A 13,328-nucleotide genomic window follows, 5' to 3' on the forward strand; every position below is an offset into this window, starting at 1 on the left:
CTATTCGACGAGCCGCAGATACCTTTCCGGCCTTGCGGACAGCGCCACATTGGCAAGTCCTTCTATCGGGATCAATCTTTCGATCAGGTCACTGTCGAGTTTGAAATCGTTGCCGAGCCGGACCAGAGGCTCCTTCGGTCCGCCGGTCTTGAGCCGCGCCAGTACCTCGCCCTTGGCATCGCCGCCACGCGGCAGCAGCAGGGCGAGTTCGGCAATCGCTTCGGGCCGGGACACTTCGAGCTTCAATTGCATGCGCGATGCGCTGGTGACCGAGGCCAGAGGCCGCGCGCCCCGGACCGTCACGCGCGGGGCTTCGTCAGGGTTCGGGCGGTCGAGTTCGACATTGAGCAGGACGCAGGTGCCTTCCCGCGCCCATTGCTGGAACGGTTCGACCAGCGCTTCCTCGAAGCATGAGGCCGAAAACAGCCCCGAACTGTCCGAGAAATCGGCCATGACGAAGTCCTTGCCTCGCTTGGTCTTGCGTTTCTGCACATTCTCCACCAGCGCGGCCATGACCGCCGCCGACCGGCCCGCCGCCTCACCCGTCCCGCCGATCAGGCTGCCGAAAGTCCGCGCGCCGTTGGCCGATGCGACTGCGCGATATTCCTCGACCGGGTGCGCCGCAAAATAGAAGCCGAAGTTCTCGCGCTCTGCCGCCATCTGTTCGGATCGCGACCATGGCTTTGCATCGGCAAGGCGTGTAGCGGGAACGGCGTGATCGTCGCTTCCGAACAGCCCGCCCTGCCCCGATGTGCGCGAGCGTGACGCTTCATCGGCAACCGCCATCAGCAGTTCGGCGTTGGCGATCACTTGTGCGCGATTGGATTCCAGACAGTCCAGCGCTCCGCCAGCGGCCAGGGCTTCCAACTGGCGGCGGTTCATCGCGCCTGCGGGGATGCGGCGAAACAGGTCATCGAGCGAGGCGAACGGGCCATTGGCTTCGCGCTCCTCGACAATCTGCTCCATCGCCTTTTCACCGACATTGCGCAGGCCCGCCAGGGCATAGCGCACAGCATAGCCATCATGTGTGCGTTCGACGGTAAATTCAGCGACCGAATGATTGATATCCGGCCCGGCCAGCGCCACGCCATTGCGGCGCATATCATCGACGAAGACCGAAAGCTTTTCCGACTGGTGCATGTCGAAGCACATCGAAGCAGCATAGAATTCGTGCGGGTAGTGGGTTTTCAACCATGCGGTCTGGTAAGCCAACAGGGCGTAAGCGGCGGCATGGGACTTGTTGAAACCATACCCTGCGAACTTGTCGATCAAGTCGAACAGTTCGTTGGCCTTGGCTGCCGGGATGTCGGAAACGGTCTTGCAGCCATCGACGAAACGCTGGCGCTGCGCATCCATTTCTGCCTGGACCTTCTTGCCCATGGCGCGGCGCAGAAGATCGGCGTCACCCAGCGAATAGCCCGCCAGTATCTGCGCGGCCTGCATCACCTGTTCCTGATAGACGAAGATGCCGTAGGTTTCGGAGAGGATGACGCTGAGCTTCTCGTGCGGATATTCGATCGCTTCCAGCCCGTTCTTGCGGCGGCCGAACAGCGGGATATTGTCCATCGGACCGGGCCGATAAAGCGAGACCAGTGCGATAATGTCGCCGAAGTTCGTGGGCTTCACCGCCGCCAGTGTGCGACGCATGCCTTCGGATTCGAGCTGGAACACGCCGACGGTATCGCCCGACTGGAGCAGCTTGTAGGTCTGCTCATCGTCCCACGCCAGCGCGGACAGGTCGATCTCGATCTGGCGCTTGCCCAGCAGGTCCACCGCCTTGCGCAGGACCGACAACGTCTTGAGACCAAGGAAGTCGAACTTGACCAGCCCTGCATCCTCGACATGCTTCATGTCGAACTGGGTGACCGGCATGTCCGAGCGCGGATCGCGGTACAGCGGCACGAGTTGCGCCAGCGGACGGTCGCCGATCACCACGCCTGCCGCGTGAGTGGAACTGTTGCGCGGCAGACCTTCCAGTTGCATCGCCAGGTCGATCAGGCGCTTGACCTCAGGGTCGCGGTCATATTCGCGCTTGAGTTCCATCACGCCGTTCAGCGCGCGGGGCAGCGGCCACGGATCGGTGGGATGGTTGGGCACCATCTTGCACAGGCGGTCGGTCTGGCCATAGCTCATCTGCAGGATGCGGCCGGTATCGCGCAGCACCGCGCGGGCCTTCAGCTTGCCGAATGTGATGATCTGGGCGACGTGATCCTGCCCGTATTTCTGCTGGACATAACGGATCACTTCGCCGCGCCGTGTTTCGCAGAAATCGATATCGAAGTCCGGCATGGACACGCGTTCGGGATTGAGGAAGCGTTCGAACAGCAGGCCCAGCTTGATCGGATCAAGGTCCGTGATCGTCAGCGCCCATGCAACGAGCGAACCTGCGCCCGAACCACGGCCCGGCCCCACCGGAATGCCCTGATCCTTGGCCCATTTGATGAAATCGGCCACGATCAGGAAGTAACCGCCAAAGCCCATGCGGTTGATGATACCAACTTCGAATTCGAGGCGCTCGCGATAACCGAGAACTTCATCCCAAACGCCGGCAAGGTTGAGTTGCGGGTAATCGGCCGGGTCCGGTTCGGCATCAGGCCCCAGGCACAGCACCCGGTCCAGTTCTTCGTGCGTGAAATCGGGGTAATAGGGCTTGAGCCGCAGGACGAGACCCTTGCGGCTGTCTGCCGCGCACATCCGCGCTTCGCCTTCCTGATCGCCCGCAAGACTGGGCAGGATCGGCTTGCGGCGTGGCGGCATCACCGCGCAGCGTTGCGCCACGACCAGCGTGTTGGCGATGGCCTCAGGCAGATCCTTGAACAGTTCCTCCATCACCTCGGCAGGCTTGATCCACCATTCGCGGCTTGAACGCGGGCGGTCGGTGCTGTCGACATGAGTGGAACTGGCGATGCACAGCATGGCATCATGGGCATCGTAAAAGCCGCGTTCGGCGAACCGGGCGGGGTTTGTGGCGACAAGGGGCAGATCGCGCGCATAGGCCAGATCGATCAGCGCATTTTCGGCGGCTTCTTCTGCGGCATCGTTGCGGCGCGCGATTTCAATGTAGAGACGCCGGGGAAACAGGTCTTGCAGCTTGCCGAGGTAAGCTTCGGCGGCGGATTGCTGCTGCCCCGCCAGCAGTTGCACCAAAGCGCCTTCCCCGGCGGCGGTCAGGCAGATCAGGCCATCTGTATGACCGACAAGGTCCGCCAGCACGACATGGGCTTCGAATTCCAGCGGGCGATCCAGATGCGCGCGGCTGACAAGATGGCAGAGATTATCGTAACCGGCCGAATCCTGGGCATAGAGCGCCAGCCAATCGATAGTCGGCGATGCGGGACCGAAGCCGGTTGCGGCCCCTTCCCGATCGGGCCGGGCAACCGCCAGCATTGTTCCGATGATGGGCTGCACGCCCATATCCTTGCACGCCTTGGCAAAGGCGACGGAACCATAAAGCCCATTGCGGTCGGTTATGGCGACAGCCGGAAAACCACGCTCTGCCGCCGTCTTGGCGATGGCTTTCGGGTCTACCGCACCATCCAGCATCGTATAGGATGAAAAGACGCGCAGCGGGACAAAGGAAGCGTGGGGCATGATTTCAAGGTAAGCAAAAGGCTGCGCCCTTTCGAGAGGCGCAGCCTTTTTTATCCCCTGTTGTCTATGCGATAATCAGAGCAGCGCTTCGATATCCCTGGCGATGCTTTCAGGCTTGTCGGTCGGGGCGTAGCGGCGGACGACCTTGCCGTCGCGACCGATCAGGAACTTGGTGAAGTTCCACTTGATCGCCTTGGTGCCAAGCACACCCGGCGCTTCCTTCTTGAGCCAGTCATAGAGCGGATCGGCATTGTCGCCGTTGACATCGATCTTGGCCATGAGCGGGAAGCTGACGCCGAAGTTGATCTTGCAGAAGCTTTCGATCTCGTCAGCACTGCCCGGCTCCTGCGCGCCGAACTGGTTGCACGGGAATGCCAGCACTTCAAAGCCACGGTCACCGTACTGTTTCCACAGCGCTTCGAGGCCATCGTATTGCGGGGTAAAGCCGCATTTCGATGCGGTGTTCACGACGAGCAAGACCTTGCCGACCTTGTCAGCCAGATCGATCGTTTCGCCATTTGGCTTCTTCGCCGTGAAATCGGCAATGGTCGCAGGTGTGCTCATACCAGACCTTCAGACTTGGCCAGTTCCATGACTTCACCGACGTTGAGCGACTTTCCGCCCGCCACATCGATGACCAGACGTGCGCGCTGATCGACCGACATGCCGACCACCTCGGTAACGAGTTCGCGGAGCGGTGCCTTTTTCAGCATGTTGAAGTTATACTGCATTTCCGAACCGGCATCGTCGCGTTCATGCAGCGTGGCCTCGGCATTCCAATCAAGACCGGACATGATTTCTCCCCTTGTCGGCGAAAGACGTGGCACGTCATGCAAACCCGATCAACGGGAAACCTCGCCAGCTTAACCCGGAAAATCGGAGCGCCGTGCCAGCGCCGCGATTTCTGCGGCGGAATACTGGCGGTCACCCGATTTTTCGATCACGAGGCTTGCGCGCTCATCTTCTGAAAGGCGGGCGACAAGCCTGACCATGTCAGCAAACGTGCCTGCATGAAGCGAGGCGAAACCGTGAAATACACCGTCGGCCGCCTCGCGGCGCAAAACGGTGGCATGGTCGTTCCAGAATGCGGCGGCATCGGCGGCTTCTGCGCGGATCGTTGTGTTCATGGGAATACGATCTCCTTCTGCAAGAACAAACGCGCAGAATGGCCGCCGTATCCCTATTCCAGCACACCTTCATGCAAGCGTACGACGCGGTCCATGCGCAAGGCCAGCCGCTCGTTGTGCGTGGCGATGAGCGCTGAACTGCCCTCGCCGCGCACCAGCTTGAGGAATTCCTCCAGGACGCGGTCTGCGGTGGCTTCGTCAAGATTGCCGGTCGGTTCGTCGGCCAGTACCAGTTCCGGGCGGTTGGCGAGCGCGCGCGCAACCGCGACCCGCTGCTGTTCGCCCCCGGAAAGCTGGCTTGGACGGTGATCGAGCCGCCTGGACAGACCGAGCGCGCCGAGAAGCTCACTTGCGCGTGCTTCGGCGGCTGAGCGATCTGTGCCCGCAACCAGTTGCGGCAGGACCACATTTTCGAGGGCACTGAAATCTGCCAGCAGGTGGTGGAACTGATAGACGAAGCCAAGATGATCGCGGCGCAGCGCGGTGCGATCATCGCCTGACAGCTTTGACGCATCCGTACCGGCAATCTCGATCAGCCCGGAAAACCCGCCTTCGAGCAGGCCGATGGCTTGAAGCATGGTCGATTTGCCAGAGCCTGATGGGCCGAGCAGCGCGACGATCTCACCGGGACGGATTTCGAGGTTCACGCCACGCAGAACATCGATGGTCACCCCGCCCTGGCTGAACGAGCGGCGCAATTCGCGCAGGCGGACGATTGGCTGATTGCTGTTGGAATCACTCATAACGCAGCACCTGAACGGGGTCCGTGCTCGCCGCCTTCATCGCGGGGTAAAGCGTGGCAAGAAAGCTTAATACCAGCGCCATCACGCTGATCGTAGCGATCTCGACCGGATCGGACCGGCTGGGCAGTTCGGTCAGAAAACGGATCGAGGGGTCCCACAGGTTCTGCCCGGTAACGAACTGGATGGCATTGACGATGGGCTGCCGGAAAAACAGGAACACGAAGCCCAGCGCCAGACCTGACACCGTGCCAAGCGCGCCGATCACGAAACCGATCGTGACGAAGACCTTGAGCAACGATTTACGGGTGGCACCCATCGTGCGCAGGATCGCGATGTCGCGCGTCTTGGCGCGGACCAGCATGATCAGCGAAGAAAGAATATTGAACACCGCCACCAGCACGATGATCGACAGTACGATGAACATGGCGATCCGCTCCACCGCCAGCGCTTCGAACAGGCTGGCGTTGATCGTCTTCCAGTCGGTGATGACCGCCTGCCCCGCCAGTTGCTGCTTGAGCGGACCGAGCGTCTCCATCACCGTGTCGGCATCGGTCGTGGTAACCTCGATCATGCCGATCGTGTCGCCGGTGAGAAGCAGCGTCTGCGCATCCTGGATGGGCATGACGACATAGGCCTGATCGTAGTCATAGACGCCAACCTCGAACAGCGCCGAAACGGTATAGGCGATTTCACGCGGGACAGTGCCGAACGGGGTGGAACGGCCCTGCGGATTGATGATCGTGATGGTATCGCCGACCCGCGCGCCAAGATTTTCGGCAAGACGGGCGCCGAGCGCGACATTGCTGGCCCCCGGACGCAGCGAGGCAATCACGCCATCGACGCGCTTTTCCTCAAGCCGCTTGATATCGCCATCGGTATTGCCGCGCACGAGGATCGCCTCGACACGACCGTTGAAGCTGGCAAGCAGCGGCTGTTCGATCAGCGGCGAGGCATGGGTAACCCCTTCCGTCTGCTGGACCCGCTTGAGGATGTCCTGCCAGTTGTCGAGCCTGCCACCATAGGCCTGGATGATCGCGTGGCCATTCAGCCCCACGATCTTGTCGAGCAGTTCGGCGCGGAACCCATTCATCACGCTCATCACGATGACCAGCGCGGCGACGCCGAGCATGACCGCAACAAGGCTAATTCCCGCTACAAGCGCGATGAACGCTTCCCCCCGGCCCGGCAACATGTAGCGCTTGGCGATAGTCCATTCGAACGGAGAGAGGATCAAGCAGCAGCCCTTTACGGAAGCGGTTGGCCAGTGCGGCGCGGCAGGATGTAGGGCTGTCCGCATCAAACGGCAATGGCCTGCGAATTCCGCCTCCATCAAGCCGCGCCTTGGCAGGCCGTCGTGGGGCAATGGTTCAGTGAACCAATGGTTCCTGCAGTCCCAAGCGCGCAAGCTGTTCGCGCATGTGCCGCAATTCGGCCATGCGGCGTGAACGTTCGCAGGCGACCGGGAGACCCGCGAGCACGGTTATGCCGACATAGAGTTGGAAGAACTGGATGCGATCGCCATATGCGATGTCCATCAGCGCGATCGGTCCCATGTCCAACGCGGTCAGCGCACCACCGATTGCGATCAGCACAACAGGCATCGGCGCGACCATGGATTCATCGAGCACTGCAGCACCGACAACGACGAACAGCAGCGGAAATACCAGCAGTGCCCGCATGTCCAGCACGAACACGATCGTCGTCAACAGCGCAAACAGGCCCAGGACCAATATGGCAAAGGGCCGGTCCGCCACGCTGGGCAAACAACTGCGTCCGCGTGACCATCGTCCGTAAACGAAGCGAAACACCGGAAGGCAGGTGATCAATCCGAGCGAATGTCCGATGATCCAGTGCGTGAAGTTTTCCAGAATCGGCACATCCGCTGTCAGATGCGCGACGATCGTTGCCACCGCACCGCTCGCCAAGGGCGTGATCAGGCCGATACCGATATAGAAGCCTGCGATCCATTCCAATGTTTCGGCCGGCCAGAACGCTATTGAAATTCTGCGCATGACAAGGGCGGCCGCCGACGCTTCGACGATATTTATGGCTGCCAGGGGAATGGACGCTGCCCAGCCGAGGCCAAACAGGCCGGTTGCGAGCATGCTGGCAATGCCGCAAGCCACCAGCCACGGCCCCCAGCGCTCCTCAGGCATGGCCACCAACCGTCCGGCCAATTGCGCGCCTGCAACCCAGACCATCGCTACGCCGCCAGAGAAGCGGGCAAAACTTATCGTCAGCGCCGCAAGGGCGAAGAACACGATGCCCACGCCAACGGGACTCGCAAGGAAACGGGCGAAGCGCATAGTTCCATATCTGACGGCAGATGGTTAAGATTTCATCACGAAGCGCCCGGCATCCGGCACTCGTTTGTGCCAAGACATGCTTGTCGACAAGTGATTGCCACCGCCATGCTCAAGCTTGCCCTTGCTATCCGCAGCAAACGTCGCCATTTGGGCGCCAGCAGTTGGCCGGTGCTTTTGCGCCCACGCGAGTCCACGTCGACCCATGACTTTACAGAACGAATTTCTCGACCGCGCACCCTGGGACATCGGTGCCGATGATGACAAGCTGCGCGAAGAGTGCGGCATCTTCGGTGTACTGGGCGTTCGTGACGCTGCTGCGACAGTAGCACTTGGCCTTCACGCCTTGCAGCATCGCGGGCAGGAAGCGGTTGGCATCACCAGCTTCGATGGACAGGAGTTCTATTCGCGCAAGGGCATCGGCCATGTCGCGGCGAACTTTTCGACCGGATCGGCCATTGCAGAGCTGCCAGGCACGATGGCTTCGGGCCACGTGCGCTATTCGACAACCGGCGGCGCGGGTTTGCGCAATGTGCAGCCTCTGTTTGCCGATCTTGCCTCTGGCGGGTTCTCCATCGCGCACAACGGCAATATTTCGAACGCCATGTTCCTGAAGCGCGATCTGGTGCAGAAAGGCGCAATCTTCCAGTCGACGTCCGATACGGAGGTGATCATCCACCTCGTCGCGACCAGTCGCTATCCGACCCTGCTTGACCGCTTCGTCGATGCGCTCCGCCTTGTAGAAGGCGCTTATTCGCTGATCTGCATGACACCCGAAGGCATGATCGCCTGCCGCGATCCGTTGGGCATCCGCCCGCTGGTGATGGGCATGATGGGCGATGCGGTTGTGTTCGCTTCGGAAACCGTGGCGCTTGACGTGGTCGGCGCGGATTTCGTGCGCGAGATCGAGCCGGGCGAACTCGTGCAGGTGGATCTTGACGGCAAGCTGCACAGCCACCGCCCATTCGGCAAGCCCGATGCGCGGCCCTGCATTTTCGAACACGTCTATTTCAGCCGCCCGGATTCGATCATGGGTGGCCGCTCGGTCTATCAGGTGCGCAAGGAAATCGGCGCGCAACTGGCCATCGAAAGCCCGGCGGATGCAGACCTTGTCATTCCGGTGCCCGACAGCGGCGTTCCCGCGGCTCTTGGTTATGCGCAAGCCTCCGGCATTCCGTTCGAACTGGGGATCATCCGTTCGCATTATGTCGGTCGCACGTTCATCCAGCCTTCGGATGGTGCCCGCAATGCAGACGTGAAGCGCAAACACAATGCCAACCGCGCGCTTGTGGCGGGCAAGCGGATCGTGCTGATCGACGATTCGATCGTACGCGGCACCACCAGCCTCAAGATCGTGCAGATGATGCGCGATGCAGGCGCCGCCGAAGTGCACATGCGCATTGCCAGCCCGCCGACCGAGCATTCGTGCTTCTATGGCGTCGATACGCCGGAACGCTCTAAGCTGCTGGCCGCGCGCATGGACGTGCAGGCCATGGCCGACTTCATCCATGCAGACAGCCTTGCCTTCGTGTCGATTGACGGGCTTTATCGCGCGGTCGGCGAGGCGCAGCGCAACAATGCCTGCCCGCAATATTGCGACGCATGCTTTTCAGGCGAATACCCGACCCGCCTTACCGATCTGGGCGATCGCGACGATGCAGCCCAGCTTTCGTTCCCGGTCGAAAAGGTCGCCTGAATGAGCGGCCAGGGTCCGTTTGCCGGCCAGCTTGCACTGGTAACGGGGGCAAGCCGCGGCATCGGCGCGGCCACCGCGCGCGCATTGGGCGCAGCGGGCGCTCATGTGATCCTTGTGGCGCGCGCCGCCAAGGATCTTGAGAAGATCGAGCAGGAGATCTTCGACGCTGGCGGCAGCGCCACGATCGCGCCGGTCGATCTTGCCGAAGCCGATGGCATCGCAAGGCTGGCAACCGCCATTTCCGGGCGCTGGGACGCGCTCGACATCATGGTCATCAACGCCGCCGCGTTCCCCACGCTGACCCCGGTCTGGCAGATCGATCCGCGCGAGTTCAACAATGCCCTCACGCTCAACGTGCTGGCGACCCAGGCGCTGATCGCGGGCTTTGACGGCATGCTCAAGAAGAGCAAGGACGCCCGCGTGATCGGCGTGACCAGCAGCGTCGGCGCGGCTCCGCGTGCCTACTGGGCCGCTTATGGCTCATCGAAAGCCGCGTTCGACGTGCTGCTCGATTGCTACGGACAGGAAGTGCGCAATACGTCCGCCGTGCGCGTTGCCGTGGTAGACCCCGGCGCCACCCGCACCAAGATGCGGGCCAAGGCCTATCCGGGGGAAAAGCCCGAAAGCGTGAAGCCGCCGGAGGTGGTTGCCGACCGGATCGTGGCACTTCTTGGTGAACAGTTTGCCAGCCCCCACCGCGAGCGCGTTAACCACGCCTGACAATCCCGAATTAACGCAGACGCGCGATTCTGGCGCCTGACCTTGCTGGCGCTGGCCGGCGGGGAAAAGGCAGATCGGTCGAGGGCGTTCGTTCTATGGACACCGGCAATACGGACTGGAACACCGGCACGTACGGACAGGCCGCGCTGGAAGACCGATGTGCGCCGCGCCAACGCGTCAACATTCCCGCAACCCTGCGGCCATCGGGCGAACGTGGGTTCAAGACAGTGCTGACCGACCTTTCGCTTGGCGGGTTCTGCGCGAATTCGATGCAGCAGATGTTTCCCGGCAATCGCTGCTGGTTGACGCTCCAAGGCATGGAAGCCCTGCAGGCCGATGTGATCTGGTGGGACAGCGGACGCGTGGGCTGCGCCTTTGCGACACTGCTCAGCCCCATCGTGCACGACAATATCCTGGCGCGTTATCGCGGCGACAGCGTATTCAGGCGCGCTTGATAAGCGTAACCTGTGCGACATTGATTCCGCCGCCCCGGAAGCCGCCTTCGCAATACATCAGGTAATAGCGCCACAGATCCAGAAACTTGTGATCGAAGCCCGGCGGCAGCGCACCGGTCTCTACCGCGCGGTCAAGCGCTTCGCGCCAGACCCTGAGCGTTCGGGCGTAGTCCAGACCGAAATCGTGCTGGTCCTGCCATGCAAGTCCGCGTTCGGCCGCAAGCGCGCGAAATTCGCGCTCGCTGATCAGCAGTCCACCGGGAAAGACATAGGCCTGGATGAAATCGGCGCTGGCGGCATAGGCATCGAACAATTCATCCCGGATCGAGATATATTGCAGCGCCGCCCGCCCGCCCGGCTTCAGGCACCGTGCCAGGCAATCGAAATAGGACGGCCAGTATTCGCGGCCAACCGCCTCGACCATCTCGACGCTGGCAATTGCATCGAACTGGCCTTCTACATCGCGATAGTCCTGATGGCGGTATTCGATCCCCTGGAGCCGCGATCCGGCCAGTTCATCGCGCGCCCAATCGAGCTGCTCATCCGAAAGGCTGATCCCGGTCACATGGGCACCGGTCGTTTCAGCAAGGCGCCTTGCAAGGTAGCCCCAGCCGCAACCTATTTCGAGGACCTTGCCGCCCGGCTTCAGGTTCAGCCTTGCGCCGAGCCGATCGACCTTGTTGGCCTGCGCCATTTCCAGCGATGCATCGGGTGCAATCCCGTCCCACAAGGCGCTCGAATAGCTCATCGTCGGGTCGAGCCAGAGCCGGTAGAAATCATTGCCGAGATCGTAATGCGCGGCGATATTGCGCCGCGCCTGCGCGCGTGAATTGCGCCGCGCCATGTTGAGCAACCGCCCGGCCCAGCGCCATGGCCCCTTGGCACGGCCCGTATCGCCCAGCGTATCGGCATTGCGCATGAACAGGTCGAAAATGACGACCGGATCGGGGCTGTCCCATTCGCCCGCAACCCAGGCATCGTACCAGCCGATGGATCCCGCCGTGGCCAGCCGCACCAGTGCGTTCCAGCTTTTCAGATCAATGCGCGCCGTTGGCCCGTCACCGCGCCCGCCCACCTTGCGCGACGATCCATCGGGCAAGGTTGCAAGGATTGTTCCGCTTGCAAGCCCCCGGTCGATCCGATCCACTGCGGATGCAAACGATCCGGCGAACAGCCTGGCGATCCAGCGACCGGTGGCGGAAATATTCCGTCCCCCGGCGACCAGATGCCCCCCCCTGATTGGCGTCTGCGCGTTCATACCGGGCATATGCGTTGACCGGCCCTTGAGCGCAAGGTCACGCGTGCTTCATCTGGTCATGCGCGGCAAGCGCGCGCGCGCGCGCCTCGGCGTGGTCGATGATCCTGGCGGGATAGCTCCGCGGACGGACGGCGGGATCGTGGATCTTGTCGTCCGCAAGGTGGGCCAGTTCCGGCACCCAGCGGCGGATATAATCGGCGGCCTCGAACTTGGGGCTTTGCGTCAGTGGCGCCATGATCCGTACGAACATGTTGGAATCGACGCCCGTTCCCGCCGTCCACTGCCAGTTGACCGCGTTCGATCCATAATCGGCATCGACCAATGTATCCCAGAACCAGCGCTCCCCCTCGCGCCAGTCGATCAGCAGGTGCTTCACCAGAAAGCTCGCCGCGATCATGCGTACGCGATTGTGCATCCATCCGGTGTGCCACAATTCGCGCATCCCGGCATCCACGATCGGATAGCCCGTCCGGCCCTGCTGCCACGCCTTGATGTCGGCAGCATCATCGCGCCATTGCAGGCGGTCGTAGGCATCGCGAGCGTTGCGAGTGCCGTAATCGGGGAATTGCGCGATCACGTTCTGCGCGTAATCACGCCAGCCCAGTTCGCCCAGAAACACATCGACCGACCCGCCCGCTTCGCCAATCCGGTGCCAGATCGTCGCAGGCGAAATTTCGCCGAAATGCAGGTGTGCTGACAAGCGCGAAGTGCCTTGGATGGATGGCAGATTGCGACATTCGCCATAGCGCGCAGCCCGATCCACGAAATCTTCGAGGCGGGAATGAGCGCCAGCCTCGCCCGGAGTCCATTCTTCGCGAAAACCGCCTGCCCAATCCGGGACGGTCGGCAGCAGCGACCAGTCGTTCAACGTCTCGCCGGTTGGCCAGACCTGCGGCGCATGGAGTTGCGCGGGTGCGGCCAAGGGGGCTGGTGGCGGCATGCGTTCGCGCAAGGCATGCCAGAACGGGGTGTATATCTTGTAGGGCGATCCGCTGCCGGTCCGCACGGAACCGGCGGGCGCAAGGTAATTGCCATCATGCAGCACAAGCCGGAACGTCTTGGCCACGGCCTTTTCGGCGTTGCGCCACCACGGTTCGTAATGATGCAGGGCGTGGACGGTGCGCGCGCCGGTTTCTCGCCGGATGGCCGCGAGTTCTTCATGGCATTTGCCACGCCGCAGGATCAGGCGCGAACCCAGCTTGCGCAAGGCCGCGTCAAGACTGGCAAGGCTGTGATGGAGCCACCAGCGCGATGCTGCACCCATGCGGCGGTGCTTTGGCGTATCGTCATCCAGCACGTAGACTGGAATCACCGGGCCATCGGCTGCGGCGCCCAGCAGCGCGGCCTGATCGGCAAGGCGGAGATCGCGACGAAACCAGACGATGACGGGTGCGGACATTGCCTTGTCTTGGCCTCTGCGCGGGCCGCTTTCCAC

At 62.0% G+C, this 13,328-nt stretch carries 12 protein-coding genes; 3 read left to right on the top strand and 9 right to left on the bottom strand.

Annotated elements, in window-relative coordinates; genetic code table 11:
* The 7 genes from dnaE to LUA85_RS09350 all read right to left on the bottom strand — a co-directional run bounded on the left by dnaE (position 1) and on the right by LUA85_RS09350 (position 7,767).
* Positions 1-3,591 (bottom strand): DNA polymerase III subunit alpha, encoded by a 3,591-nt coding sequence (gene dnaE / locus LUA85_RS09320; RefSeq protein WP_231469025.1) that lies wholly within the window; start codon positions 3,589-3,591, stop codon positions 1-3.
* 75 nt (positions 3,592-3,666) lie between these two features.
* Positions 3,667-4,155: a glutathione peroxidase gene (locus tag LUA85_RS09325; protein ID WP_231469026.1), complete on the bottom strand. Its 489-nt coding sequence runs from the start codon at positions 4,153-4,155 to the stop codon at positions 3,667-3,669.
* Positions 4,152-4,385 (bottom strand): hypothetical protein, encoded by a 234-nt coding sequence (locus LUA85_RS09330; protein WP_231469027.1) that lies wholly within the window; start codon positions 4,383-4,385, stop codon positions 4,152-4,154. Before LUA85_RS09330 ends, LUA85_RS09325 begins: the two co-directional genes overlap by 4 nt.
* A gap of 69 nt (positions 4,386-4,454) precedes the next feature.
* A complete protein-coding gene (locus LUA85_RS09335; protein ID WP_231469028.1) occupies positions 4,455-4,718 on the bottom strand; it encodes a hypothetical protein in 264 nt (87 codons plus the stop codon).
* A 53-nt stretch (positions 4,719-4,771) separates the two neighbouring features.
* Positions 4,772-5,461: an ABC transporter ATP-binding protein gene (locus tag LUA85_RS09340; RefSeq protein ID WP_231469029.1), complete on the bottom strand. Its 690-nt coding sequence runs from the start codon at positions 5,459-5,461 to the stop codon at positions 4,772-4,774.
* On the bottom strand, positions 5,454-6,695 hold the full coding sequence (locus LUA85_RS09345) for a lipoprotein-releasing ABC transporter permease subunit (protein WP_231469030.1): 1,242 nt from the start codon (positions 6,693-6,695) through the stop codon (positions 5,454-5,456). The genes LUA85_RS09340 and LUA85_RS09345 overlap by 8 nt, the downstream gene beginning before the upstream one ends.
* A gap of 133 nt (positions 6,696-6,828) precedes the next feature.
* A complete protein-coding gene (locus tag LUA85_RS09350; protein ID WP_231469031.1) occupies positions 6,829-7,767 on the bottom strand; it encodes an MASE1 domain-containing protein in 939 nt (312 codons plus the stop codon).
* Positions 7,768-7,969: 202 nt separating this feature from the next.
* On the opposite strand from LUA85_RS09350, the gene purF reads away from it, so the two are divergent.
* From purF to LUA85_RS09365, 3 genes are all read left to right on the top strand, one after another.
* Complete coding sequence (purF, locus tag LUA85_RS09355) at positions 7,970-9,460, top strand: amidophosphoribosyltransferase (protein WP_231469032.1); 1,491 nt, start codon at positions 7,970-7,972, stop codon at positions 9,458-9,460.
* Positions 9,461-10,180 (top strand): SDR family NAD(P)-dependent oxidoreductase, encoded by a 720-nt coding sequence (locus tag LUA85_RS09360; RefSeq protein ID WP_231469033.1) that lies wholly within the window; start codon positions 9,461-9,463, stop codon positions 10,178-10,180. It abuts the gene before it with no gap.
* 95 nt (positions 10,181-10,275) lie between these two features.
* Positions 10,276-10,635, top strand: coding sequence for a PilZ domain-containing protein (locus tag LUA85_RS09365; protein ID WP_231469034.1), 360 nt, complete (start codon positions 10,276-10,278; stop codon positions 10,633-10,635).
* Here the strand turns inward: LUA85_RS09365 and LUA85_RS09370 are convergent.
* Both LUA85_RS09370 and LUA85_RS09375 read right to left on the bottom strand, forming a co-directional pair.
* Positions 10,622-11,893, bottom strand: a complete 1,272-nt coding sequence (locus LUA85_RS09370) for a cyclopropane-fatty-acyl-phospholipid synthase family protein (protein ID WP_231471818.1) — start codon at positions 11,891-11,893, stop codon at positions 10,622-10,624. The genes LUA85_RS09365 and LUA85_RS09370 overlap by 14 nt on opposite strands.
* Before the next feature lie 37 nt (positions 11,894-11,930).
* Positions 11,931-13,292 carry a deoxyribodipyrimidine photo-lyase gene (locus tag LUA85_RS09375; protein WP_231469035.1) on the bottom strand — a complete coding sequence of 454 codons (1,362 nt, stop codon included), beginning with the start codon at positions 13,290-13,292 and terminating at the stop codon, positions 11,931-11,933.
* Positions 13,293-13,328 lie beyond the last annotated feature (36 nt).

Source organism: Novosphingobium sp. CECT 9465, assembly GCF_920987055.1.
Lineage (GTDB): Bacteria > Pseudomonadota > Alphaproteobacteria > Sphingomonadales > Sphingomonadaceae > Novosphingobium.